Annotated in this window: 20 protein-coding genes; 12 read left to right on the top strand and 8 right to left on the bottom strand. The window is 68.0% G+C overall.

What is annotated here, in order from left to right; translation table 11 throughout:
- Positions 1-9: 9 nt before the first annotated feature.
- Positions 10-1,998, bottom strand: coding sequence for an ATP-binding protein (locus BTO32_RS13075; protein ID WP_076725051.1), 1,989 nt, complete (start codon positions 1,996-1,998; stop codon positions 10-12).
- The gene (locus BTO32_RS13070; protein WP_245820329.1) at positions 1,995-3,815 is read right to left on the bottom strand and encodes a sensor histidine kinase; all 1,821 of its coding nucleotides are present in this window, start codon (positions 3,813-3,815) and stop codon (positions 1,995-1,997) included. Before BTO32_RS13070 ends, BTO32_RS13075 begins: the two co-directional genes overlap by 4 nt.
- A 97-nt stretch (positions 3,816-3,912) precedes the next feature.
- Between BTO32_RS13070 and BTO32_RS18225 the strand changes: the two genes are divergently transcribed.
- The 7 genes from BTO32_RS18225 (at position 3,913) to BTO32_RS13035 (ending at position 11,897) form a co-directional block, all read left to right on the top strand.
- The gene (locus BTO32_RS18225) at positions 3,913-5,604 is read left to right on the top strand and encodes a diguanylate cyclase (protein ID WP_076725050.1); all 1,692 of its coding nucleotides are present in this window, start codon (positions 3,913-3,915) and stop codon (positions 5,602-5,604) included.
- Between the two features lie 4 nt (positions 5,605-5,608).
- On the top strand, positions 5,609-6,787 hold the full coding sequence (locus BTO32_RS13060; protein WP_076725049.1) for a response regulator: 1,179 nt from the start codon (positions 5,609-5,611) through the stop codon (positions 6,785-6,787).
- Between the two features lie 13 nt (positions 6,788-6,800).
- Positions 6,801-7,202, top strand: coding sequence for a response regulator (locus BTO32_RS13055; RefSeq protein ID WP_076725048.1), 402 nt, complete (start codon positions 6,801-6,803; stop codon positions 7,200-7,202).
- A gap of 80 nt (positions 7,203-7,282) precedes the next feature.
- Positions 7,283-7,603, top strand: a complete 321-nt coding sequence (locus BTO32_RS13050; RefSeq protein ID WP_076725047.1) for a DUF2288 domain-containing protein — start codon at positions 7,283-7,285, stop codon at positions 7,601-7,603.
- A 53-nt stretch (positions 7,604-7,656) separates the two neighbouring features.
- Entirely contained in the window at positions 7,657-8,565 is a 909-nt protein-coding gene (locus BTO32_RS13045; protein ID WP_076725046.1) for a LysO family transporter, read from the top strand.
- A 96-nt stretch (positions 8,566-8,661) separates the two neighbouring features.
- The gene (locus BTO32_RS13040) at positions 8,662-9,621 is read left to right on the top strand and encodes an ABC transporter substrate-binding protein (protein WP_076725045.1); all 960 of its coding nucleotides are present in this window, start codon (positions 8,662-8,664) and stop codon (positions 9,619-9,621) included.
- Positions 9,618-11,897 (top strand): diguanylate cyclase domain-containing protein, encoded by a 2,280-nt coding sequence (locus BTO32_RS13035; RefSeq protein ID WP_076725044.1) that lies wholly within the window; start codon positions 9,618-9,620, stop codon positions 11,895-11,897. The genes BTO32_RS13040 and BTO32_RS13035 overlap by 4 nt, the downstream gene beginning before the upstream one ends.
- Before the next feature lie 10 nt (positions 11,898-11,907).
- Here the strand turns inward: BTO32_RS13035 and BTO32_RS13030 are convergent, their stop codons facing one another.
- Positions 11,908-13,116: an HD-GYP domain-containing protein gene (locus BTO32_RS13030; RefSeq protein ID WP_076725043.1), complete on the bottom strand. Its 1,209-nt coding sequence runs from the start codon at positions 13,114-13,116 to the stop codon at positions 11,908-11,910.
- Positions 13,113-13,922 carry a TatD family hydrolase gene (locus tag BTO32_RS13025; protein WP_076725042.1) on the bottom strand — a complete coding sequence of 270 codons (810 nt, stop codon included), beginning with the start codon at positions 13,920-13,922 and terminating at the stop codon, positions 13,113-13,115. Before BTO32_RS13025 ends, BTO32_RS13030 begins: the two co-directional genes overlap by 4 nt.
- 115 nt (positions 13,923-14,037) lie before the next feature.
- Between BTO32_RS13025 and BTO32_RS13020 the strand changes: the two genes are divergently transcribed.
- Entirely contained in the window at positions 14,038-14,868 is an 831-nt protein-coding gene (locus BTO32_RS13020; RefSeq protein WP_076725041.1) for a polyphosphate kinase 2 family protein, read from the top strand.
- A gap of 28 nt (positions 14,869-14,896) precedes the next feature.
- Entirely contained in the window at positions 14,897-16,168 is a 1,272-nt protein-coding gene (locus BTO32_RS13015; protein WP_076725040.1) for a D-amino acid dehydrogenase, read from the top strand.
- Here the strand turns inward: BTO32_RS13015 and BTO32_RS13010 are convergent, their stop codons facing one another.
- Positions 16,169-16,855, bottom strand: a complete 687-nt coding sequence (locus tag BTO32_RS13010; RefSeq protein ID WP_076725039.1) for a tRNA/rRNA methyltransferase — start codon at positions 16,853-16,855, stop codon at positions 16,169-16,171.
- A gap of 115 nt (positions 16,856-16,970) precedes the next feature.
- On the opposite strand from BTO32_RS13010, the gene BTO32_RS13005 reads away from it, so the two are divergent.
- Entirely contained in the window at positions 16,971-18,101 is a 1,131-nt protein-coding gene (locus BTO32_RS13005; RefSeq protein ID WP_342742310.1) for a methyltransferase, read from the top strand.
- A gap of 49 nt (positions 18,102-18,150) precedes the next feature.
- Here the strand turns inward: BTO32_RS13005 and BTO32_RS13000 are convergent, their stop codons facing one another.
- Together BTO32_RS13000 and BTO32_RS12995 are read right to left on the bottom strand one after the other, a co-directional pair.
- Positions 18,151-19,359 (bottom strand): OmpA family protein, encoded by a 1,209-nt coding sequence (locus BTO32_RS13000; RefSeq protein ID WP_076725037.1) that lies wholly within the window; start codon positions 19,357-19,359, stop codon positions 18,151-18,153.
- Between the two features lie 148 nt (positions 19,360-19,507).
- The gene (locus tag BTO32_RS12995) at positions 19,508-21,781 is read right to left on the bottom strand and encodes an ATP-dependent helicase (RefSeq protein WP_076725036.1); all 2,274 of its coding nucleotides are present in this window, start codon (positions 21,779-21,781) and stop codon (positions 19,508-19,510) included.
- A gap of 54 nt (positions 21,782-21,835) precedes the next feature.
- Between BTO32_RS12995 and BTO32_RS12990 the strand changes: the two genes are divergently transcribed.
- Entirely contained in the window at positions 21,836-23,971 is a 2,136-nt protein-coding gene (locus BTO32_RS12990) for a tRNA(Met) cytidine acetyltransferase TmcA (RefSeq protein ID WP_076725035.1), read from the top strand.
- Positions 23,972-24,062: 91 nt separating this feature from the next.
- A complete protein-coding gene (locus BTO32_RS12985) occupies positions 24,063-24,755 on the top strand; it encodes an ankyrin repeat domain-containing protein (RefSeq protein WP_076725034.1) in 693 nt (230 codons plus the stop codon).
- On the opposite strand, the gene BTO32_RS12980 is transcribed toward BTO32_RS12985, so the two are convergent.
- Positions 24,752-25,861, bottom strand: a complete 1,110-nt coding sequence (locus BTO32_RS12980; protein WP_076725033.1) for an enoyl-CoA hydratase/isomerase family protein — start codon at positions 25,859-25,861, stop codon at positions 24,752-24,754. The two genes, BTO32_RS12985 and BTO32_RS12980, sit on opposite strands and share 4 nt — an antisense overlap.
- Between the last annotated feature and the right edge of the window lie 149 nt (positions 25,862-26,010).

Here is a 26,010-nt window from a genome sequence, read left to right as displayed (position 1 = left end):
GTCCTGTATCTATGGCGCCCTGGGAATGTCCAGCCAGAAGGTCGAACCCTGTCCCACCCGGGTGCGGAAACCGACCTCCCCGCCCATCTGGGTCATGATTTCCCGGGTGATGGCCAGACCGAGTCCGGTCCCCCGTTGATCCCGGGTGGTGGAACTGTCCGCCTGGGCGAATTTCTCGAACAGCTGGGGGTGAAAACTGGAGGGGATGCCGGGTCCCCGGTCGCTGACCTCCACCCGCAGGTGGCCGGGCCGTGGCCGGATCCGGATGTCCACCCGGGCCTGCCGGGGGGAGAACTTGATGGCGTTGGACAGCAGGTTCATGACCGCCTGCTGCAACCGGTGTCGGTCGAACGCCGCCCTTCGGTCGGGGTGGTCCGGGGCCAGGGCCAGGGACACCTCGCGGTCCATGGCGTAGGTCCGCAGCTGTTCCACCGCCTCCGCCAGGACCGGGAACAGGGGCGCGGGTTCGATGCTCATGCGGATCCGGCCGGAGACCAGTTTTTCCATGTCGAGCAGGTCGTTGATCAGGTGCTTGAGTTGGTCGCTGTTGCGGGCGGCGATCTGCACCATCTGCGCCACTTTGTCCGGCAGCTGGCCCAGGGCGCCGCTGGCGATCAGGCCCAGGGAACCGGCTATGGAGGTGAGGGGCGTTCGCAGCTCGTGGCTGACCGAGGAAATGAATTCGTTCTTCATCCGCTCGACTTTCTTGCGCTCGGAAATGTCCTCCACCAGGGTCCAGATCAGGGTCTGGCCGGCGTCCCCCTTGATCACCAAGCCCTGGACCAAGGCCGGATAGTGGGAGCGGTCGTGGCGGGTGATGGTCAGTTCGTAGGGGCCGAACCGGCCGGTGTCGTTCAGCTCTCGCATGACTTGGCTGCGGAAGGCCGGAAAATCGCCCGCCATCAGAGCCGACGGGTGCAGGCCCAGGAACTGTTCGCGGTGGTAGCCGGTCGGCGCCAGCAGGGCGTCGTTGACGGCCAGAAAAGCGCCGGTGTGCAGATCGTTGAGGGCGATGCCGATGGGCGACAGCTCGAACAGCCGGCGCAGCTGGGCCTCGCTTTCCTGAAGCGCCAACTGGGTGCGCTTCTTGTCGTCGATGTCGGTGATGTAGCCGTGCCAGATGATGCTGTTGTCGGCCAGCTTCTCGGGGGTGGCCCGGCCTTCCACCCAGCGCCAGCCCCGGTCGCTGCGAACCCGGTACTGGTGTTGCCAAGTGCTCAGGTGGGTGGAGGAGGTCTGGATCGACTCGGCCACTGCCGGCAGGTCGTCCGGGTGGATGCGTTCAAACACCCGGGAGGCGTCCTCCGCCACTTCTTCGGGGCTGCAGCCGTAGATGTCCCGGATGCCGGGGCTGGTGTAGGGGAAGGCGGAGCGGCCGTCCGGCCACTGCCGGTACTGGTACAGCATGCCGGGCGCCTGACGCACCAGCTTGGTCAGGGTACGGGCGGTGATCTGGCCCTCCAGCAGGCTCGCCAGCCATTTGGTCAGCAGGGTTACGAAGGTGATTTCGGTGTCGGTGAACGGGTGCGGCCTGGGGTCCGGGGAGGAAAAGTTCAGGGTACCGAAGGTGCGCCCCTGAATGATCACCGGCGCGGCGATGTAGGCCTCCAGACCAAAGGCCCGATAGCATGGGTGGTTCCGGTAGGGTGACTGGCTCATATGGTGGATTGCCAGGCAGCCCTGCTGTCGCAGCAGAATGGAGCAGTAGGTCTGGCCGAGCGAAAACAGCTGGCCCGGGTACAGGTCGGCCGACTCGGGAACATTGGTGGCCCGGACCAGGTACGCCTCGCCGGTGATCTCACTCAGGATGGCCACCGGCAGTCCCAGAAAGTCGGCGCCCCGGATCAGGGCCGTGCGGATTTTCTCCTCGTCGGTCCCGGACTGGTCGAGCGCCAGTTCGTTGAGAATGCTCAGCGCCTGGTTTTGCTGTTCCATGCGGTGCAGCGCACGCTGTGGTTCGCTGCGGTCGGACACCGTGTCGTGATCGCCGTGCTTCATCGGTGGCTCTCTGTTTTCCCCTCAGGATAGCGCAGGGCGGCGGACCGGGCAGGCCGGGCCGCCGCCAGCTCCAGCCAGAAATGGGCCCCTGCCTCGAAATAGTAGCCGATGCGTCCCTCCATCAGCTCGGCCAGCTCCTTGCAGATGGCCAGACCGAGACCGGTGCCGCTGACCGACCGGTTGGTGCCGGTCTCGGCCTGGGCAAAACGTTCGAACAGCTGCTGCTCGAAGGCCGCCGGCACGCCTTTGCCCTGATCGCTGACGATCAGCCGGACGGTGCCGTGGTTGCCTGGGCGGGCACTCAGGGTCACGGTGCCTCCGGGGGGAGAGAACTTGATCGCATTGCTGACCAGGTTATCGAGGACCTGGCGCAGCCGGTGCGGGTCGGCCTGTGCCGCGAGGTTGCTGTCGCCGTGTCCGGTCAGGGTCACCTGATACTCCCGCGCCAGGGCCTGGTTGCCGTCGATGGTGTCCCGGATGACCTCGGCCACGGGTACGTCCAGCATCCGCACCGACATCCGTCCGGAGGTCAGTTTGCTGAAATCGAGCAGGTCGGAAATCAGCCCCTGCAGGCGCTCGCCGTTGCGCAGGGCCAGGCGCACCATGTCGCCGGCCCGTGGCGGCAGCGGGCCGGTGGCGCCGGAGTGCACCAGGCGCAGGGCCCCGTTCATGGAGGTCAGGGGAGTTCTCAGCTCGTGGCTGACGTTGGAGACGAAATTTTCCTTCAGCGTGGCCATGCTGTCCCGTTCGTCCATCAGGCGGTTGAAGGCCCGGGCCAGATCGCGCACTTCCGGCGGTCCGGACTCCTCCAGCCGCACCCCCTCCGGCGAGCGCACCATGCGATCGATCCGCTGGGTCATGGCTTCCAGGCGGCGGGTGGCGGATCGGGTGGCAATCAGGCTGAACAGGGCGATGGCCAGGGCGATGCCGATGCTGATGCTGAGGAACTTGAGGAATGAGTCCTGGGCCGGCGCAGTGGCCCAGCTCATGGGCACGGCACGGATGAACAGCCAGCCCAGAGGTTCGAGGTAGCTGGTGGCATAGACCAGCCGGCGGCCGTCCGCGGTGGTCAGCTGACCGAAGGTGATGCCGGAGAGCGCGGCGTCGATGAGCGGATCGGCACCGGGTGGTGGCAGGCTCTGAATGGCCTTGCCGAGCCCCTCGCGGCCTTCGATGAACAGGAAGTTATTGGGGTCGACGACGCGGAAGAGCGCGCCATCCTTCTGCATGGCGTGCAATTCTTCTGGCGGCAGCAGGCTGGCGTCGCCCAGCCTCAGAACGCCCGAGACGATACCCAGCAGAGCGCCGTCGTCGGATTCGATGGGCGCGGAGAACGTGACCAGGGGAACGCCGGTGGCCCGGCCGATCATGGGCCGGCTGATCACCGGCTGGCGGGTGCGCATCAGGCGCTGGAAATGCTCCCGGTCGGCGTAGTTGGTGCCGATGCGACCGGGCACGTGAAGGGTTTCCAGCAGCGCCGTGGCGTTTTCGTCGAACACCACCAGGCCATCCGGGAACAGTTGCTGGAGCATCTGCTGGCGCGCCAGCAGCTGTTCCATCTCGGTCCGGTCGCGCAGCGACCCGCCGTCGGACAGATTCTTTGCGAATTCCGACAACAGGTCCACGCGCAGGTTGAGCTTCTCATCGACGGTCCGGGCGATGCGCTGGGTCTCATACCGCTGCTGGTGAGTCAGGATGCTCTCGAAGTCCTCGACCAGCGCGGAGTAGGCGATGAGCAGCACCGAGGCCACCGTGGTCAGGGTGCCGGCGATGGTGATCAGCGCGAGCCGGGTACCCAGGGAGAACGTACGCAGCACAAAATACCTCTGGTAACTTGGGCGGAATCCTGCTTGTATTCTTGAGGATGCCTGGGGAATCCAGATGTCATGATGTACCAAGTTGGCCCGGACAGCTATGCCCAAGACAAAGATATCCGACGTGAACCAGAAACTGGAAATCCTGCGACAGCGGTTTCGCACCAAGGCCGCCGTCGAGCTGGCCCATGTCCAGGCCCGGGCCTCCGGCATTGCCGCCGGCAGTTTCATGGCCGCGGATGTGCTCTCCGTTTACCAGTCGCTGCACCGCTTGGCGGGGTCGGCGGGCACCTTCGGCTTTCCGGAGCTGGGCAAGCTGGCCCGACAGCTGGAAATCGCCCTCAAGCCGCTGGCGGAGGCGCTGGCCACCGATCCGGATGGCACCGTGCGGGCCGAGCCCATTGCCCGGGTGGTCAACGCCGAGTTCCTGCGGGAGGTGGATCGCCTGGTGCAGTGGCTGTCCGAGGAAGGCGACCGGGACGATGCCAGCGCGGTGACGACGGAGCCTGGCCGGGCGCCGGTGGCCCGGGCGGCGGAACCGGTGGTGCTGGTGGTGGCGCCGTCGTCGGACGTCAGTCGGGACCTGTGCCAGGGCCTGTCCCTGCATGGCTTCCAGCCCCGTCTGGTGGATCAGCTTGAAGCGCTGGACCCGGCGGTGCTGGCGCGGGAAGTGTCGGCGGTGGTGCTGTACGACTGGGAGCTGGAGGCGGAGCTGCCGTTCCTGGCGCTGGGGAACGACCGGCCACCGGTGGTGTGCCTGGGTGAGGAGGACACCTTCCTGGAACGCTACGTGCTGGCGGAAAAGGGCATGGACGGGTTTTTCACCCTGCCCCTGGACCTGCCCCTGCTGGTGGACTTTATCGAACGCCTGATCAGCGAGCGGGATGAGCTTGACCGCGGACGGGTGATGATCGTCGACGACGACCCCGAGCTGCTGGAGCACTACAGCCTAGTGCTGGAAGAGGTGGGCCTGGTGGTCTGCCGGGTCAACGACCCCTCCACGCTGCTGACCTCGTTGTCGGAATTCCGCCCCAACCTGGTGCTGATGGACATGCAGATGGGCCGCTACTCCGGCGCTACGCTGGCCCGGATGATCCGGTTCGACCCGGAATGGCTGGGGCTGCCGATCGTCTACCTGTCCTCCGAGGAAAACCGCGAGCGACAGCTGGAGGCCTTGTCCCATGGCGGTGACGACTTCCTGACCAAGCCGGTATCGGACCATTACCTGCAACGGGCGGTGCTGGTGCGCTGCTATCGGGCCCGGCAGCTGGAGAAACTGGCGACCCGGGACAGCCTGACCGGCCTGCTCAAGCACTCGCTGGCCAACGCCGAGATCGAGAATGAGTTCGCCCGCAGCGTGCGCGCCGGGCAGGAGTCGGTGGTGGCGATGCTGGATCTCGACCACTTCAAGCGGGTCAACGACCGCTACGGCCACCGGGCCGGAGACATGGTGATCAAGGGCCTGGCCAACCTGCTCCGGCACCGGCTGCGCAAATCCGACATCCTGGGCCGATACGGGGGCGAGGAATTTATTGTCGCGCTGGTGGACTGCGCCCTGGACGATGCCCGGGCGGTGATGGCGTCGGTGTGCGAGCGGCTGTCCCGGATCGTGTTTAACGCCGGTGACCAGGAGTTTTCCGTCACCGTCAGCATCGGGCTGGCCCGGATGAACGACTATCCCACGGTGGAGGCGGCCATCGAAGCCGCGGACAAGGCCCTGTACGAACGCAAGCATTCCGGCCGCAACGGCGTCAGCCTGGCCCCGGATTCCAACCTGGGAAGGACCGGTTAAGCCGATGCAGACCCTGATCGTGGAAGACGATGACCTGATGGCCGACCTGATGGAAACCGTGGTGGCCGGATTGCAGCCGGGCATGCGGGTGGTGAAGGCCGCAACCCTCAGCGAAGCGGTGCAACGCTGGCAGCGGGACGCCCCCAACCTCCTGGTGATTGACTGGAACCTGCCGGACGGCGACGGTCTGCAACTGGTCCGGGCGGTGCGGGCCCGGGACCCGGACGTACCCATCGTGATGATCACCGGCCGCGCCGACCGCCAGTCCATCCTCACGGCGGCGCACTACCACATCAACGGTTACATCACCAAACCGTTCAAGGTGGAGATGCTGCACTCGCGTCTGCAAGCCCTGGTGGCGACGCTGGCGGAGCCAGCCGTAGGCGACGGGGACGCCGGCGAGGCCCTGGACACGGTGCTGGCGGAGGAGCTGGAAAACGTGATCCAGATGCCCGCCAGGACCGACGCCGCCGAGATCCTGGCGCTGATGTCCCGTACCGAAGAGCTGTCCGCCGGCCAGCTGGCCGAGCGCTGGCGGAAGGACGTGGCCCTGTGCACCCGGTTGCTGGAGGTGGCCAACAGCTCTTCGTTCCGGCGCACCGGCAAGCCGGTGGGCGATGTCCGGGACGCCATTTTCCTGCTGGGGGTTGGCATGGCCCTGAACTACGCCCTGGCCATGGCGCTGGATGTCGCCGCCCGGTTCCAGGATGGTCACCTGCGGGCGCTGGCCCACGACTACCTCGCCCAGTCCGAACGGGTAGCGGCGGAGGCACAGCGGATCGCCCTGGCGCTGGGCAAGCGCCGGGCGTCGGTCTACTACACCGCGGGCCTGCTCAGCCGGATCGGCGAGCTGGCGGTGCTCAAGGTCATGGACCAGCACGTACGCCAGGGGCACGCGGTGACGGAGGAGGAGGCCCGGATTGGCCTTCAGGACTGGGCTCAGCCCTACGGCAACAAACTCAAGGTCCAGTGGCACCTGCCCCTGGAACTGCGGCAGATGATTGGCGCGGTCCATTACCTGCCCCGGGAAAACCTGACCCAGGACCGTATCATCATGCGAGCCGCCGGCCTGCTGGCGGACGAGGGCGAGCCCGTGGACGAATGCCGGCGCCTGCTGCGCCTGCTGGGGCTCGAGGAATGGTTGGGCGACCGGGGCACCGGCGCCGGCACACAGAACGACTAGGAGCAACGACGCCATGGATTCTCTGTCAGGGCGACTCAGCCGTATCATGCTGGTGGAAGACGAGGAAGACATCCGAACGGTGGCCGAGCTGGCCCTGGAAAGCGTGGGCGGCTTTCAGCTGAAGTCGCTGGCCTCGGGCGCCGAGGCTCTGGAGGCGCTGCCCGGGTTCCAGCCCCAGTTGCTCCTGCTTGACGTGATGATGCCGGGCATGGACGGCCCCGCCACCCTGAAGGCCATTCGCCGGACGCCGGGTTTCGAGCGCACGCCGATCGTGTTCATGACCGCCAAGGTCCAGCCCGAGGAAGTCAGCGGCTACCTGTCCCTGGGCGCCGCCGATGTGATTCCCAAACCCTTCGACCCGATGACCCTGTCCGAGCAGATCCACGACATCTGGTCGCGTCTGGTCGACCGCTGAATCCGGCCCGCGGCGGCTGGAGTCGGCGCGGTGGATCGGCTACCCTGTGCCCCCCCTGGTTTTACCGAGCGAGACGCACGATGGCATCCGAACTGTCCCGGGACGAACTGAAGGCAAAACTGAATCTGGAAACTTCCCGCATTCACTGGCATGATCTGCAAGTCCACTACGCCCGCGGCCAAGTGGTCCGGGTGGCGCCGGAGCTGGATCTGCTGGAGGTGGCGGTGGAACTGACCGCCGACAACAAAGCCCGCTTCGAGTGCTGGATGGCCGACGGGCGGGTGGGGGACGTCAGCCCCGATATCGCCCGGGCCTGGTACGACCGCAACGCCGAATTGTGGGCCGTGGTGGTGGCCCCCTGGGTTCTGGTCCAGGACCGCTCCGGTCACACCCTGCACTGACGCCACCGCGGGCGCCTCCGCGCCCCTTCCCAGTATTCGATACCGAGGATGCCATGCTGTCCGGAGCCCTGCTGATTCTGGCCCCCCTGTTCCTGGGGTTCGCCATCGCCCTCGACAACCGACGGCTGATGACCCTGGTGCACCACACCGTGGAGGCGTTGGTGTACTTTATCCTGGCCCTGCTCGGGCTCGGCCTGGGGCAGATGGAAGGGCTGGCGTCGCAGCTGGGCACCATGGCGCTGCAAGTGTTCGCCCTGGTGTCCACCCTGCTGGTGTGTAACCTGGCCGGCCTGTGGCTGTTCCATCGTCTGCGGCCGATGACGGTGGCGACCTCCGGCGAGGCCGGGCGGCCGGGTTATCGGCGCCTGTTCCTGGCGGGCCTGAAGCCGTTGCTGGCGGTGCTGGCAGGGCTGCTGGCAGGGCGCTTCCTGCTGCCGCCGGTACCCTGGGCGGAGTCGCTGGCGACCTGGGCCCTGATGCTGCTGCTGTTCCTGATCGGCCTGCAGCTGAAGAACGCCGGGCTGCCATTACGGCGGCTGCTGGTGAACCGCCAGGGGCTGGGCATCGCCCTGACCGTGGTGGCCAGTTCGCTGCTGGCGGGGCTGGTCCTGGTGCCGGTGCTGGCCTTGCCCTGGCACGATGTTCTGGCCCTGAGTGCCGGGTTTGGCTGGTATTCGCTCTCTGGTATCGTGATTGGCGATGCCCTGGGGCCGGCCTGGGGCGGCGTTGCCTTTCTCAACGACGTCATTCGGGAGATCATCGCCCTGGCGCTCATCCCGTTGCTGATCGGTGCCCGGCCGGCCATGGCCATCGGCTACGGTGGCGCCACTGCGATGGATTTCACCTTGCCGGTGATTCGCAGCAGTGGCGGGCTGGCCTGCGTGCCGGTGGCGATTGCCTCCGGCTTCCTGCTGTCCTTTCTGTCGCCGGTGCTGATGGCGGTCCTGCTTTCGCTGGGTTGAATTGACCGTGGGCAAGTCGGCTGGGGCATTTGCCGATAAGATGAATCAGACTGAGGGAGCATGTACCGAATTCCAGTCAGGGAGTCGAAGTCCTAGATGCAGCGTCGCCGGTTTTTGGGAATGTGCGTGGCCGCCGGTGTGGCTGCCATGACGGGCACCGGGTGTGGCCGGGCCCGGCCATTGAAGTTCGGCATTCATCCCTGGATCGGCTATGAACCCCTGTACCTGGCGGAGGAATTCGGCTGGTTGCCCGCGCCCCTGCAGCTGGTCCGGGGCCGCTCGGCGGGCGACTCGATGGCGGGTTTGGCCTCGGGGGCCCTGGATGGCGCCGCGCTGACCCTGGACGAAGCCATTCGGGTGCACACCCGGGGAACCGAGTTGTATGTGGTGGCGGTCACCGATGTGTCCGCGGGCGCCGATGTGCTGGTGGCCCGGCCGGAGATCGGCAGCGTCGAACAGCTGGTGGGCCGGCGGGTTGCGGTGGAGATGAACGGCGCCTCCGGTGTGCTGTTTCTCAGCCTGCTGGAGCGCTCCGGCATCCCCCGGGACCGGCTGACCGTGGTGGATCTGCCGGTGGACCGGCATCTGGAGGCCTGGCAGCAGGGGCGGGTGGCGGCCTCGGTCTGCTACGAGCCGGTAGCCTCGCTGCTGGAGGATGCCGGGGGCGTGCGTCTGTTCGACAGCCGCCAGATTCCGGAAACCATCTTCGACGTGCTGGTGGTCACGCGGCGTCGAGCGGAGCAGGACCCGGCGCTGGTGACGGATCTGGTGCTGGCGTATTTCCGCGGACAGCAGCATCTGGTCAGGAATCGCCACGATGCGGTGTACCGGGTCGCCGCCCGCCAGAACATCCGCCCCGAGGACGTCCAGGCGGCATTGGCCTGCGTCATGCTGCCGGACCTGTCCAGCAACCACCGCTACCTGGCGCCGAACGGACGGATCGAGACCGTGGCCCGCCACCTGTCGCGGATGCTGACCCGGGAAGGGCTGCTGCCCGCCCCCTTGGGCGAGGACCGCCTGTGCAACCCCGCCTTCCTGCCGAGGCGCCTGTCATGACTCCTCGACCGCGTCTGGCCCCGCTCCTGCTCCTGCTGATCTCCCTGCTGCTGCCTTGGCCGGCGCAGGCCATGTCAGATCCGGCGCTGCGTTTCGGGGTCTTCGCGTACCGCCCCGATCACGTCATTCGCGAACGCTACCAGCCCCTGGCCGACTACCTTGCGGACAAGGTAGGCCAGCCGGTGTTGTTGCGGGTGATGGGCCAGGACGACATGAACCGGGCGCTGGCGGCCAACCAGCTGGATTTTTTCCTCACCAACCCCAGCCACTTCCTGCTGATCCGCAGCGAACGCAGCCTGACCGGTGTGCTGGCCACCCTGGTGCGGGAGCGGAGCGGGGTGGCCACCGAGAGCGTCGGCGGGGTGATCTTCAGCGCCGCCGACCGCTCGGACCTGTCCAGCCTGAAGGACCTGGCGGGCCAGACCATCGCCACCCCGGGGTTCCATTTCCTGGGGGGCTTCCAGGCACCGGCGCTGGAGCTCCGGGATGCCGGTGTCGACCTGTTCCGGCAAACGCACCTGAAGCTGGTGGGCAGCCATGACCGGGTGTTGAAGGCGGTGCTGTCCGGGGACGCGGACGCGGGCTTTATCCGCACCGGCATTCTGGAACAGCTGGCCGAGGACAACGGCGCCCTGCTGGCCCGGATCCGGGTCCTGAACCGCCAGAATCTGCCGGGCTTTCCCTACATCGCCTCCACCCGACTTTACCCGGAATGGCCCCTGGCGGCGCTGCCCCATGTCCGCAGCGAGGTGGTGCGCCGGGTCGCCTCGGCCCTGTTCGCCCTGGAGCCGGACCACCCGGCGGCCCGGGCGGCCCGGATTGCCGGCTTCGCGCCGCCGGCCGACTACCAGTCGGTGGAGCACCTGGCCCGGAGCCTGCGGATTGCGCCGTACGACGAAGTGCCGCTGGTGTCCTGGGTCGACGTGTTTCAGCAGTACCGGCCCTGGCTGCTCACCGTGGCCACCCTGGTGCTGATGCTGGTCGTGGCCACCCTGTGGCTGGGCAAGAAGCGGCGCGAGTTGTCGCTGGCGCAACGGCGGTTGCGGCGGCTGGTGCAGAGCTGGCCGCAGCCCATGCTGGTGCTGCGGGATGATCGGTTCGTGGATTGCAACCGTGCCGCGGTCGAGCTGCTGCGGGCAGAGGGGGAGGGTTCCCTGCTGGGTCAGCCGCTGGCGGCGTTTCTGCCCCGGGACGGCGAGTCGGCGGAGGGCCGGGATACCGGGGCGTTGCTGGCTCGGGTGGTCGCCGGGGAGGTGGCGCGGGGCGAGTGGCTGTTCCGGCGCCTGGACGGTTCTGATGTCTGGGTGGAGATGACCCTGGCGCCGATTCATGAACGGGGCGAGCCGGAACCGTACGTGCTCTGCGCCTGGTACGACATCACCGGGCGCAAGGAGGCCGAGCAGCGGCAACGGATGGCGGCCAGCGTATTCGAGCACGCCCGGGAGGCGATCTTTATCACCGACCGCTACGGCAACGTGATTGATGTCAACGACGCCTACGTGGAGATCACGGGCCGCTCCCGGCAGGAGGCGGTCGGGCAGCTGCCGCCGCTGCCGTTGGAGGAGGGCGCGGGCGTGTTCACCTCGGCCCGGGCTCAGGGCTTCTGGTCCGGTGAGTTCAGCTGCCGGCACCGGAAGGGGGACAGTCGCATCCTCGCCCTGACCCTCAGCGGGGTGCCGGACGATCGGGGTCGTATCCGCCATTTCGTGGGTGTGTTCGCGGACATTACCCGGCTCAAGGCCCAGGAACAGAAGCTGCTGACCCTGGCGCATTTCGATGCCCTGACCGGGCTGCCCAACCGAGTTCTGTTTGCCGACCGGCTGCAGCAGAACATGGCCCAGGCCCGGCGCCAGGGCTACCAGCTGGCGGTGATCTACATCGATCTGGATGAGTTCAAGCCGGTCAACGACGCCTTCGGTCACGAGGCGGGAGACGAGCTGCTGAAGGAACTGGCCCGTCGCATGCGTTCGGAGCTGCGCGAGGAGGATACCCTGGCCCGGCTGGGCGGTGACGAATTCGCGGCCCAGGTGGTCAACGTGGAGCATCCGGAACGGCTGCACGGGCTGCTGGAACGGATGCTGCGGGTGGTGTCGGAGCCGGTCTGGGTGGCCAACCACACGGTGGAGGTGTCGGCCAGCATCGGTTACACCCTGTACCCCCAGGGCGAGGAACTGGACGGAGATCAGCTGCTGCGCCAGGCGGATCAGGCCATGTACCGGGCCAAGCAGGAGGGGCGGAACCGCTGCTGCCGGTTCCAGGGGCTGGCGGACGGATAAGGCCGCCGGTTCAGGTCATGAACTTGCGGATATCGATCCGGTAGTCGTCCGGGTCCACCGCCCGGATGATGCGGTCGTGGCACCCGGGGCGCGACAGATCGAGGGTCTCCACGGGAACTGGCATCCGGAACCGGGTGTGGTACATGATACGCACCACCGGCAGGCGCTGGTCCTGCTCGTTGCTCTCGATCACCACGGCAAGCCGGCCGCTCTCCAGCAGCACCAGTGAGCCGACCGGGTACAGTCCCACGCAGCGGATGAACTCCTTGACCAGCACAGGGTCCAGGTGGTCGCCGCTCCACTCCAGCAGCTTCTTCAGCCCCTGGGTTGGGGTCATCCCCTTGTGGTAGACGCGATCGGCGGTGATGGCGTCGTAGACATCGGTAATCGCCACCATGCGGCCGTATTCGGAAATTTCCTCGCCCTTCAGACCCTCCGGATAGCCGCTGCCGTCGAGCTTTTCATGGTGCTGGGCGGCGGTGATCACCGTGATCTCGCCGATGCCGTCGGTGGCCGCCAGGATGTCGCGGGAGTGGCGGGCGTGCAGCTTCATCACCTCGAACTCCTCGGGGGTCAGGCGCCCGGGCTTGTGCAGGATGTCGTCCGGCGTCAGAATCTTGCCCAGATCGTGCAGCAGGGCACCGACGACGGTCTGGTGCAGCACGTCCGCCGGCAGCTTGCGGTGGTTGCCGAACAGCGACATGAGCACACTCAGGTTGACCGAGTGCTCCAGCAGGTAGTTGTCCTTCTCGCGGATGCGGCCGAGACAGCTCAGGGCGTTGGGGTTGCGCAGCACCGACTGCTGGAGCTCGTCCGCCAGCCGGTGGATGGGGGCCACGTCCAGGGCGCTGCCGATTTTGACGTGGTTCAGGAAACTGCCCACCAGGCCCTGGGCCTCGGCATGGATGCGTTCGGCGATTTCCAGTTCGTCCGCCAGGGCCACCCGGGCCTGCAGCGCCGGCGTTTCCTCGCCAACCCGCTGCAGTGCCGCCTCATTGGCCCGGTCCACCGCCTCGGCGGTCTCCGAGTCCTCACTGTCCAGGCCACGGTCGGTATCGATGTAAACGAATGTCACCCCCATCCGGCGGATGGTCTCGACCGTCTCCTCCCGGCGGATAAATCCCCGTTTGCGCTGGCTGTTGTGGGGAATCCAGTCGTTGTTCAGGTCGGTGATGTACATGCCGACCTTCAGGGCCGAGATGGGGATGCGCTTGATCATGGTTCCCGGAAGAAGGTTCTCAGGCTGTTGAGGTAGGTCTGACGCACCACCTGTTCCAGCGCCAGCCCCTTCACTTCCGCGATCTTCTCCGCCACGAACGGCAGGTAGAAGGGCGCGTTCTCCTTACCCCGGTAGGGTACCGGGGTAAGGAAGGGCGCGTCGGTTTCCAGCAGGATCTGCTCAATGGGCGTCATGCGCACAATGTCCCGGACATTCTCCGCCTTGTTGAACGTGGTGATGCCGTTGAAGCCCAGGCACCAGCCCTGGTCGAGCGCATAACGGGCCAGCCCGGGGCCGGAGGTGAAACTGTGAATGACGCCGCGCCGGGTCAGGCTGTGCTCGAATTCTTTCAGTATAGCGATGGTGTCCTCGTCCGCCTCCCGGCTGTGAATCACCACCGGCAGGCCGGCGTCGCAGGCGATCTGCAGCTGACGCCGGAACACCTGGCGCTGCACGTCCCGGTCGGCGTGATCGTAGTAGTAGTCCAGGCCGATCTCCCCGACCGCCACGATGTCCGGGTTCGGAACATGCTCGCGGATCTCCCGTTCCACCGCGTCGGTGTAGTGCTCGGCCTCGTGGGGGTGGATGCCCTGGGTGCCGTAGACCCAGGGCGCCGCTTGGCACAGGGTGCGGACGGCCGCCAGGTTGTCCGGGGCCACGGCGATGGTGATGATCCGCTCGATGTTGACGCGGCGGCTTTCCGCCAGGGTCTCCGCCAGGGGGCGGTCCTTCAGGTAATCCAGGTGGCAGTGGGTCTCGATGATCGGGTGCTCGAAAATCGGGATCTCGCGACGTGTCTTGCTCATGGTTCGTTGACGGCTCCGTGCAGCGCCGGTGGGGGCTGCTATTCTGGGACGTGGATGGGGTGAGTTTATCAGGTTACACACGCATTCACCCAAACCCTCCCGAGTAAGGACATCTATGGATATCTCACGGTTTTGCCAGTCCTGGGCGTTTTCTACGAACCGGCCCCGGTTTTCGGATTACCCCACGTTGCTGGACGATTCGGTGCGGCTGCCGCCGCTGCAGGCGAGTCTGGAGGACATCGGTGAATACCAGCGCCGGCTGTGGGCCAACCGCCGTCAGGCCCTGTTGCTGGTGGTACACGGCACCGACACCAGCGGCAAGGACAGCCTGATTCGGACCCTGGCCACCTACACCGATCCGGCCGGCTTCCACGCCTGGTCGTTCAGCCGGCCGGTGGGCCAGGAGGTCCGGCACGACTTCCTGTGGCGGGTGGTTCCGTTCCTGCCTGGGTTCGGGGATATGGTGGCGTTCAACCGCAGTCACCATGAAGCGGTGATCAGCGAACGTCTGTGGCCGGTCTGGCCGGAAGACACCTACCATTGGCCCAGCCGCTACCAGTCGATCCGGGAATTCGAGCGCCACTTGGTACAGGAGGGCACCACCATCCTGAAGGTCTGGCTCAACCTGTCGGAGGACGAACACCGGCGGCGCCTGCTGGCACGCCTGGACAAACCCCGGAAGCGCTGGAAATTCGATAAATCCGATATTGAAGGCTGGGTCCGCCGGGCGGAGTATGAAGCCCTGGCCGAAGAGACCCTGGCGGCGACCCACACCGAGGAGGCTCCCTGGTTCGTGGTGCCTGCCGACCGCAAGGAGCAGACGCGGGCGATCGTCGCCGCGATGGTGGCCGAACAGCTCAAGCGGCTGGCGCCCGCCTATCCGGACGAGGACCGGAAAGTCTTGGCGGAGTACCGGCGGCTGTTGGCGAAGAACGGGGTCAGGTAGCAAGGCATCAGTCGATCAGGAGGCGTGCATGCGTATTGTCGTTATCGGCGGCGGCGTGGTCGGTGTCACCACCGCCTTTGAACTGAACCGGAGGGGGCACGAGGTCACGGTGCTGGAGCGCCATGACCGGGCCGGCAACGAAACCAGCAAGGGCAACGCGGCACAACGCTCCTACGGCGTGGTCTACCCTTGGGCGGACCCGGCCATGGTGTTCAAGGCTCTGCCCTGGTTGCTGCGCCGGGACGGTCCCCTGAAGCTGCGGGTGCCGCCGTCGGTGGAGGCGGTCCGTTTCCTATTTGCGACCCTGCGCTATGCTTGGTCACCGGGCCTGTTCGGCCTGAATCGCCGGGCCATGCTGCGGCTGGGCATGCACAGTCGGGCCCGGTTCCTGGCGCTGGAGGAGGAGCTGGAGCTGGCCTTCGACCAGGCGCACCGCGGTGTCCTGCACCTGGCCAGCACGCCGGAGGCGTTGCAGGAATACCGGCGTATTCAGGCGCTGCTGGCGGAGGTGGGCGTGCCGTCCCGGTTGCTGACGCCGGCGCAGGTGCGCGAGGCCGAACCCGGCATGGTGGGCGACGGCCCGCTCTACGGCGGGCTCAGCTACGACACCGATGGCACCGGCGACTGTCACCGGTTCTCCCAGGCCCTGGCCGGCGTTGCCGCGCAGCGGGGCGTGACGTTCCGCTACAACGTCGAGGTGGAGCGGCTGGTTGCCGACGAGCGCCGGGTGGAGGCGGTGACGATCCGCACACCCGAGGGCGAGCGGGAGCGGGTGGCCGCGGACGCCTTCGTGGTCTGTGCCGGCTGCTGGTCGCCCAGTCTGGTGCGCCCCCTTGGTCTGACCCTGCCGATCTACCCGGTCAAGGGCTACAGCATTACCGTGCCGCTGAGCAACCCGGAGCACGCGCCCACCAGCACCATCCACGACGATCACTACAAGGTCGTCTCCACCCGCCTGGGCAACCGGCTCCGGGCCACCGGTTTCGTGGAACTGGCGGACTTCAACCGGGACATCCCGGAGGCGCGCATCGCCACCATCCGCAAGTCGGTCATGTCCCGCTACCCGGGCTGCGCCGACCTGGATGCGGCGGAGACCTGGACCGGGTTCCGGCCGATGACCCCGGACGGCCCCGCCATCATCGGCCGTGGCGGCCGCGACAACCTGTACCTGAACACCGGTCATGGCACCTTCGGCTGGACCCTGTCCGCCGGCAGCGCCGATGTCATTGCTCAGGTGATCGACGGCGAGCCGCCGGCGGTGTGCCTGGACGCCTTTCGCCCCGGCCGTTTCCAGGAATAGCTATTTTCGGCGCAACGCCCGCTCGACGTTGCCGCACAGGGTGTGGACGAAGCCGATGTCGCGCTGGCTCAGCAGCGGCAGCCGCTCGAACAGCCAGTGTGCCAGCTTGCCCTCGCGCGGCGTGTCCAGCGCCGGCAGCAGCCGTTCCAGACGCTGGCGCAGGGCGGCCAGGCCATCCTCGCCGGCCGGGGACACGTCCCCGGCGGCTGCCGGCAGCCCGGACAGTTCCCAGGCATACAGCATCACCGACTGCGCCAGATTCAGGGAGGGGTAGGTGGTCCGCATGGGAATGCCGGTGAGCAGGTCGCACAGCGCCAGTTCGTCGTTGGCCAGGCCCCGGTCCTCCCGACCAAACAGCAGCGCCGCACGGGCCACCGACGCTCCCTTGTTGGCCAACGCCTGTTTCAGGTCGGCCGGGCCGTGCCAGTGCTGGCGTTGATGCCGGGGCTTGGCGGAGGTGCCGATCAGCAGGTCTACGGAGTTCCGCAGCGTCGCCAGATCGGGGAAAATGCGCGCGTTGTCGAGGATGTGGCGGCTGCCGTGGGCCAGCCAGTGGGCCTCGGGGCGGGTGTGCAGGTCCGAGTTGACCAGCCACAGGTCGCCGAAGCCCATGGTGCACAGGGCCCGGGCGGCGGCGCCCACGTTTTCCGGAACCTTGGGTTCAACAAGTACAAAGGCCAGTTGCATGTCGTTTCCTCCGGACGCGAGTTTACACGACCCCGCACCGTCTTTTTACTCCCGCTGGTGCGCACTCAACGATTGGCTGCGTTCCCATGAGGCGCTCTGGCGGCCGGTGCCGTTCATGGAGCCCCAACCCGGCTGGGCGCGTCAGTGGCCAGAACTGGCGGCCTGGCTGGAAGCCCTGAGCGACGCCGACTGTGACCATTACGATGCCCGCCCGGAACAGCTGGCGAACGGCCTGAGTCGCTGGCTGCCGGGGCTGGCCGGCCACGGTGAACGGATCGCGCTGCCGACGCTGGCACCGCCGCCGGACCGGCTGGCGGCGGTGCGCCTGCCGGAAACGCAGGCGGTCGACATGCCTGGACGCAAGCGTCAGCAGGCCGGCGCCTTCGCCGCGGCGTTGTTGCCACTGGCGACCGGTGTCTTGGACTGGTGCTGCGGCAAGGGCCACCTGGCCCGGACCCTGGCCCGCCACGGCCCGACCGGAGTCACTGGATTCGAGTGGAACCCGCAACTGGTGGCGGACGGCAACCGGCTGGCGCGGCAGTTCGGTGACGCCGTCGAGCTCCGCTGCCAGGATGTGATGGCCGGAGACCTGACCTGGCCGGACGCCACCCACGGTGTCGCCCTGCACGCCTGCGGTGACCTGCACCGCCGCCTGCTGCACTTGGCCGGCACTGGCGCCGCGCCGCGCCTGAGTCTGTCTCCCTGCTGCTACCACCTGACCGCCGCCGACCGCCATCAGCCGTTGTCCGAACGGATCCGGCGGAACCCGGACAGGCTGACGCTGAACCGCGACGAGCTGCGCCTGGCGGTGCAGGAAACGGTGACCGCCCCGGCCCGGGTCCGGGCCCAGACGGCGGAGGCGAGCCAGTGGCGGCTGGGGTTCGATGCGTTGCAGCGGCAGCTTCGGGGCTGCGACCACTACCTGCCGGTGCCCTCGCACCCATCTCGGCTGATGCGGGAGGGGTTCGAAGCCTTCTGCCGCTGGGCGGCGGCGCGGAAACAGCTGCCACTGCCGGACGCGGTGGACTGGCCGTACTGGTTGGCGGTGGGGCGCCGGCGTTTCCGTCAAGTGCGGCGGCACGAACTGCTGCGCCACCTGTTCCGGCGTCCGCTGGAGCTGTGGCTGGTGCTGGACTATGCCGTGTTTCTGGAAGAGCAGGGCTACCGAGTCCGGCTGGGAACCTTCTGCGAGCGGGCGTTGACACCCCGCAACCTGCTGCTGGACGCCCGGCGCGACCCACCCTGAAACGACGAAAGGCGCCCTGGGGCGCCTTTCTGGTGGGTGCGGCCGAATGTCAACGGCGGACCTGGATGCGGGCCTCGACCCGACGGTTGGCGGCACGGCCTTCGGCGGTGTCGTTGGTGGCAATCGGCTGTTCCTCGCCGTAGCCGGTGGCACGGACCCGGTCGGGGTTGACGCCGAGCACCTGGGTCAGCCGGTTGGCCACGGCTTCGGCCCGCCGCTGGGAGAGGAACTGGTTGTAGCGGGCCTCGCCCCGGTTGTCGGTGTGGCCGGCGATCTCCACGAAGGTGCTTGGATTGGCCTTCAGGAAGTCGGCGACCCGGCGGATCTCGGCATCAAATTCGTCACGGATCACCGAACTGTTGGTGGGGAACTGGACCCGGATCTCGAAGGTCTGGATGGTCTGGGTCACGCCCTCGCAGCCGCTGTCGTCCACCTTGGCGCCCACCTGGGTGTCCGGGCACAGGTCCTGGCTGTCGACCACGCCATCACCGTCGCTGTCCAGCTCGCAGCCCCGACTGTCCACCCGGGCGCCCCGGGGCGTGTTCGGGCAGGCATCGCGGGCGTCGGCGACACCGTCGCCGTCGGCGTCCGGTTCACAGCCGGTGGCGTCCACGGTGGCCCCGGCACGGGTACCCGGGCATTGGTCCCGGTTGTCGTTGACACCGTCCCCGTCGCTGTCCGGTACCGGCCGGGGCGCCGGCGCGGCGCTGGCCAGGGTACGGGCGAAGGCAACGCTGATGCCGAGCGACACCTGGGTGTCAAAGGTGCTTTCATCGACACCGTGGAATTCCCGCAGATCCCCGCGCAGGGAGACCGTGTCGGAGATGTTGTAGCGCACCCCGGTGCCGACGTTGACGCGGGTTTCATCGTGGCTGGTGCCGGCGGTCTTCGGCGCCGGATCGTCGACCCCGAAGTTGGCGTGGCCAGCCCCGAACGAGAGGTACGGGTTCCAGGCTTGGTCCGGGTCGGCGAAGTAGTAGGTGCCGTCGAGCCGGATTTCGTCGAAGTCGGAGGAGCCGGGCACGTATTTGCGGTCGGCGCTGGCCCGGGAATACAGGGCCTCCAGCGCCCAGCGCGGCATGAACCGGTACTCGACGCCCACGCCGAAGGTGCCGGTCTCGCTCAGGTCCCGGGCGTCATCGAACAGCTGGAACGCGGCGAAGGGGTTGATGTACAGGGTTTCCTGACGGTCGGCCAGCGCCGGGCCGGCCAGGGTCGAGGCGATGGCGGCCATCGCCACGGGGCGCATGATGTTCATGCCGAACCTCCTGTTCCTGGGGTGTTGTGTCGATACCGACGGAAAGCGTGTCTACTGGGAATCTAAGGCAGCCGGGGGCAAAACACAAAGGCCGCCGGGGCTTTGTTACGTCATTGTCACACTCTTGGCCGCCGGTGACCGGAATCGGTCAGGGCAGGGCGGTGAAGTACAGGTGGGCGCTTTTCTTGCTGAAGTTGAGGGTGTCGCCCCGGTCGAAACGCACCTCGAACGAGCGCTCGTCCTCGGCCAGCACCGTGCCGGGGCCGAAGATGGCATGGCTGACGCGGGGGTGGTGCCAGACCGGCGCGCTGGCGTCGACCGCCGGCTGCGGCGCGCCCGCCACCTCGACACCCTCGCGCTCCGCGTAGCGCTGGCCGACGGCGGTCAGCGGCGCCTCCAGGTGCAGCCGGGACGGACGTTCACCGGGCGACCGGTGGAGCCGATCGCCCAGTTCCAGGGACAGCTCGACACAGCATTCGGTCAGGAACCGGCTGGGCCCCTGGTCGCCCTCCAGATGCGGGCGCTGGCTGGCCGGACGGGTGATCAGGTGCAGGGCGTGGCGGGCCCGAGTCATGGCCACGTACAGCAGCCGTCGCTCGCTTTCCAGAAAGGCCTGGGCGTCGTCCTGGGGACGCGGCGTGTAGGGCAGGTATTTTTCCTGCAGGCCGGGCAGAATCACGGTGTCCCACTCCAGGCCCTTGGTGCGGTGGATGGTGGACAGCAGGACGCCCTGGTCGGCGCGTTCGCTGGCCTGTCGCTTCAGGGCCAGCAGGTGCTCCAGGGCATCCTCACCGTTCACGTCCAGGCCCTTGAGGTAGTTCAGGATGCCCTCGACGGTGTCGATGCGCTCGTCGGCGCTCTCGTGGGTCAGCGCCAGCGAACGGAGACCCTCGAACAGCTCGGTGGCCTCGGCGTAACGGCGCAGGAGGGTCGCGGCCGGGCCCCGGAAACCCCGCAGTTGCGCCAGGGCGTCGCCCAGTGCGCGCAGTTTGCGGGCGGCCGGTGCGGACAGCGCGCTGAAGTCCATGGCCAGGAGCCGTTCATGCCAGCCGTCGGTGAAGCCGGCCAGAAACTGAGCCAGGCTGTCCAGCTCCGGTTCCCTGAGGCCGACGTGGGGAAAACGCAGCAGCTGACGGGCGAGGGCCCGCCGGTCCAGTTCCGGCCGCGCCGCGAGCCGGCCGCTGACGACCGTCAACAGCGCGATGATGGCCTCGACTTCCCGGCTGAACAGGGCGCCCTTGCCGGCATCGATCCGGTACGGAATCTGGCGCGCCAGCAGTTTCAGCTCAATGGCAACGCTCTGGCTCCAGACCCGGAACAGAATGGCGGTGTCGGCCAGCGCCTCCGGCGACAGGGTGCGCAGAATCTTCAGAACCGGCCCGGCGTCGGTTTCCGAACGGTGCAGCTGCACCGAGGTTGCGGGGGTGGACGGGTGCGCGTGGCACATCACGTCTTTGCGGCCCCGGTTGTGGCTGATCAGGTGGTTGGCCAGCAGCGCCACTCGGTGGCCGTAACGGAAGGTGTAGCTGAGGGTCTGCTCCAGGGGGTTGCCGAACTCCTCGCTGAAGCGCCGGAGGATGAACTCCGGCCGGGCGCCCCGGAATTCGTAGATGGTCTGGTCCGGATCGCCGACCACCGTGACCCGGGCCCGGTCGCCGGCGACGTAGCGCAGCAACAGGTGCTGGATCTCGTTGGTGTCCTGATACTCGTCCACCAGAATCAGGTCCATCTTGTTGCCCACCCGCCGCTGCAGCGGCGGGTTCTGGTGGATCGCCATCACCGGTTCATACAGCATGTCGGCGTAGCTGATCCGGCTTTCGCCCTTGCGCCACTGTTCGAAGCTGTGGAACAGGTCGATCAGGTAGCGGTGGCGGTCGGCGTAGCCGAGGGACTCGAACACCACCTCTGCCGGCGACAGTGTGGTTTTCACCAAGTCGATGAAGCCGCTGGCGGTTTCCACGTACTCCTTCTTGTTGCGGCGGATGTCGTCCGCGAGTTCCTCCGGCGCCAGCCGACGGGTGAGCTGCCAGACCTGATAGTGGATCTCCTGCTCGGTGAGGATCTGCTCGGAAAATCCCGGCAGGTATCCCTCGCGCACGAAGCGCCGGTACAATCGCAGGCCCATGGCGTGGTAGGTGCGGATTTCCGGCAGGGCCAGCCCGGTTTGGCCGCAGACCTGCCCCAGCTTGCGCTGGAAATCGGCGCGGGCGCTGCGGTTGAACATCAGCACCAGCATCCGGTTGGGGTCGTGTCCCTGCTCCAGCAGATAGCGGATGCGCCACGCCAGGGTGGAGGTCTTGCCGCTGCCGGCCACCGCCGTGATCACGGCGTGCTCGTAGCCGGCGGTGATGATCGCCCGCTGCTCGTCGGTCAGAAAATCCGGCAGGGGCGTGGATGGGGCGGATGGGCTGTGGCTTGGCATGGCGCTATTGTACTGGGCAACGGCCGGGGCGGATACCGGGCCGGGAGGGAGTCGATGACAACGGACACAACCGACTGGTCCGCGTTCGCGCAACGGCTGGCGCGGCGTGGGGAGCGCCGGCTGGTGCTGGTGGAGGGCCCGAGGCCGGAGGCGCTGGCGTGGTTACGGCGGCAGCTGCCGACACCGTTGTGGGGGGCGGGTCTGTGGACCGGGCCGGCGAACGACCGGCCCCACCCGGCGTTGATGCCGGTGGCGCCGGCGCGGGCCCGGGACTGGCTGGGCCGGGAGCTGGACCTGTTGGTCTGGGACGGTTGGCACGGCAATCCGCCGGATGCGCTGGCCGCGCTGGCCGGCACCCTGCGTGCCGGTGGCCTGTTGTTCTGGCTGATGCCGCCGCTGGCCCAGTGGCCGACCTTCGACGACCCCGATTACGCGCGGACCGGCCTGGACGGGGCCGACCGGCACCCGTTCGCCGCCCGCATGGCTGCGCTGCTCCGGGCCTCCGACTCGCTGATCCGGGTGGTCTGCCCCACCCGGGTGCCCCTGGCGCTGCCGGTGCTGGCGGAGCCGGAGACACCGTTTCGGGTCGCCGCTACCGAGGATCAGGCACGGCTGGTGACAGCGCTGGTCCGCTTCGGTCTCGGTCGCCGCCGCCGGCCGGTGGTGGTGACCGCGGACCGGGGCCGGGGCAAGTCCGCCGCTCTGGGCCTGGCGGCGGCACAACTGCTTCGGCGGGGCCGCTCGCGGATCCTGGTCACCGGACCGTCGCCGGACAGTATTGCCACTCTGATGCGACACGCCGAGACGGCGCTGACCGGGGACTTGGCCGAGGTCGGGCCGGACCGGCTGGTCACCGCCGCCGGTGCGGAAATCCGCTACCAGCCGGTGCCGGAACTGCTGGCCCTACGGCCGCCGGCGGAAGTGCTGCTGGTGGACGAAGCCGCGGCGATTCCCCCGGACCGCCTGCGGGCGCTGCTGCTGGGCTGGCCCCGGGTCGCCTTCTGCTCCACCGTGCACGGATACGAGGGCTCGGGCCGGGGCTTTGCGATCCGCTTCCGGGCGACGCTGGAGACGGAGACGCCGCATTGGCAGGCGCTGAGCCTGAGCCAGCCGGTGCGCTGGGCCGGCTCCGACCCCCTGGAACCGCTGATCGACCGGTTGTTCCTGCTGTCGGCCAGCGGTTCGGAGGCGACCGGACCGGCCGGTTCGGAGGGTGGGGTGACCGTGGAACCCTGGTCGCCGGCCGGGGCACCGGAGGCGGAGCTGGCGGAGGCCTTCGGCTTGCTGGTGGACGCTCACTACCGCACCACGCCGGCGGATCTGCGCCAGTGGCTGGACGATCCGGCGGCGCAGACCTGGTGCGCCCGCGTCCAGGGCCGGATTGTCGGCCTGCTCTGGGCGGCACGGGAAGGCGGCTTGCCGGCGCCGCTGGCCGAGGCGGTGGCACAGGGCCGGCGGCGGCTGCGGGGGCACCTGCTGGCGCAGTCGCTGGCCTGCCATGGCGGCCTGGCGGAGGCGGCCCGCGGGCGGATGCTGCGGGTGGTGCGGATCGCGGTGGCGGCCGGGGCTCGCCGCCAGGGCATCGGTCAGCGGCTGGTGCGGGCGGCCCGGGACTGGAGCGCCCGGGCAGGGTTGGCGGTGCTGGGTACCAGTTTCGGGGCCACGCCCGAACTGCTGCGTTTCTGGCAGTCCTGCGGCCTAGCCGTGGTGAGGATCGGCGTGCAGCGGGAAGCCACCAGCGGCGAGTACCCCCTGCAGATGGCGACGGGGCTGAACGCCCCCGGCCAGTCGCTGGTGGCCACACTGCGCCAGCGTCTGGTCCGGCACTGGCCGGATCTGCTGCTGCGGCACTGGCAGGCGATGGCGCCGGAGCTGCTGGTCTCCGTGCTTGAGGATCTGCCGGCGGACGGCCAGCTGGAGCCACTCGATCAGCGGGATTTGCAGGGCTTTGCCCATGGCCACCGGGGCTACGATCTGTGCTGGCCGGTGCTGCGGGCGCTGTCCCGGTGCCCTGGGGTACTGGCCCGAGTCCGGGACCAGGGTGAACTGCCATTGTGGGTGGCGGCGGTGCTCCGGGGGCGGGACTGGCAGGCGCTGCGGCAGGACGGGCTGTGCCTGGGCCAGCGCCAGGGCGAGGCGCGGCTGCGGTCGGTGGTCCGCGCCCTGCTGGCGCAGGCGCCGGAGTTGTGACCGGCTCGATTTAATTCCGGCCGGTCGCCGCCCAGAATAGGCCCCGAGCACGCACCCGATTTCAAGAATAACCAGACTCAGAGACCCGATCATGGCCCAGGGATACGGCGCTGCCCGTTCACCGTTTGTTGTTGTTTCACTGCTTGTCCTGTTGTCCGCCTGTGTCGCCGCCCGGACGCCCAGTAATCTGGCCCGCACCACCGCCACCGAAGCCGGCACGCCGCTGATGGCGGCCGCCGCCTCCGGCGATCTGGAACGGGTGCGTGGCCTGGCCGAGTCCGGCCACCCTCTGAACGCCCTGACGGAACGGGGGACGCCGCTGATGGCCGCTGTCCGGGCCGGACGGGACCGGGTGGCCTGGTATCTGCTGACGCAGGGAGCGGACCCGGACCTGGCCTCGGCCAATGGCGAAACGCCCCTGATGGCCGCGTCGGCGGCGGGACGCCTGCGCCTGGTACAGCTGCTGTTGTCGGCCGGGGCGGATGTCAACGCCCGGGACCGGGCCGGGTATACGCCGGTGGTACGGGCGGCGGAGCAGGGGCAGGTATCGGTGGTGAAAACGCTGGTGTCGGCGGGGGCCAACGTCAACGTGCAGCCGGGCGGCGAATCCCTGCTGATGAAAATCGTCGGCCAGGGGGACTTGCTGATGGCGGAAATGCTGCTGGCCGCCGGCGCCGACGTTCACTTTCGGGCGGCGGACGGCGGCACCGCCCTGCAACGGGCCCGCGCCCTCGGCTATCCGGATCTGGACATGTTGTTGATCCAGGCCGGCGCCCGGGACTAGCCCAGGTCCTGCAGCCGCATGGGATCGGTCTGGTCGTCCCATTCCGGGACGAAATGGGCCGCCACCACCTCGGTCGGTACCTCCGCCACGGAAGCATAGGACCAGACGGGCGTTTGGTCCCGGTCGATGAGCCGGGCGCGGATGCCTTCCGGCAGGTCCGGGCGCCGGCAGCAGGTCAGGGCCATGGCCAGTTCCATCCGGAAAATAGCCTTCAGTGACATCTGCTGGGCCTTCTTCAGCTGGCTCCAGACCAGCCAGGCGGTGACCGGACAGCCGGCCCGCAGGGTATCGATGCAATCCTGCCACCAGTCGCTGTCCGGCGCCGAGGCCAGCAGGTGTTCGACGATCTCCGGCAGTTCGGTACCGGCGCTGAGCCGGGCAATCGCTTGTTCGTGCCGCTCCAGGTGGCTGTCGGGCAGGGCCCGGTAGTCCGGGGCGTGCATCTGGTTCAGCAGCCGGAACAGACGGTTGTCGTCGGCCGCCGCGTCGCCGGTCCAACGCTGCTCCCGCAGGGCGTCGAGCAGGGCCGGGCGATCCTCCGGCAGCAACGCCAGGTCGGCCAGTCCGACCCGCAGGGCGTCGGAAACGTTCAGGCGGGCGCCGGTCAGGCCCATGAACAGCCCCAGGCGACCGGGCAGCCGGTTGAGAAACCAGCTGGCGCCGACGTCCGGAAACAGGCCGATGGCGATTTCCGGCATGGCCAGGGTGACATCGGGCGTGATCAGCCGGTAGCGGCAGGCGGACAGCAATCCCAGGCCACCCCCCATGACGATGCCATGGCCGATGCCCAGCACCGGCTTGGGGTAGCGGTGCAGGCTGTAGTCGAGCCGGTATTCCCGGGTGAAAAAGCGGGCGGCGGCGTCGGTGTCACCGCAGGCCAGGCCCTGATAGAGCTGGCGGATGTTGCCGCCGGCGCAAAAGGCGCGGTCGCCGGCCCCCTGCAGCAGCACCAGGCAGATGCGGCGGTCGGTCGCCCAGCGGTCCAGGGCCGCCTGGGCCTGTTCCACCATCGGTTCGGTGAGGGCATTCAGGGTGTCGGGCGCGTTCAGCGTGAGCAGGCCAAGGTGGCCTTCGCGACAGGGGATTTCCTGGACCTCTACGGACATGCGCTGCGCCTCCGGCTCGCTGTGGTCATCTGGGCAAGGGACTTCTGTGTACTGTCCCACCAATGGCCGGTGCCGGTAAAGAGGACCAATGTCGAAAGTCGGTGGGTTGATCTGTCGCATTTGAGCCTGGCAGTCACTGTGCTATAAGT

This window comes from Marinobacter lutaoensis, from assembly GCF_001981305.1.
Taxonomy (GTDB): domain Bacteria; phylum Pseudomonadota; class Gammaproteobacteria; order Pseudomonadales; family Oleiphilaceae; genus Marinobacter; species Marinobacter lutaoensis.
Note: the sequence above shows the minus strand (reverse complement) of the source record. Positions and strands in the feature narration are given on the sequence as shown.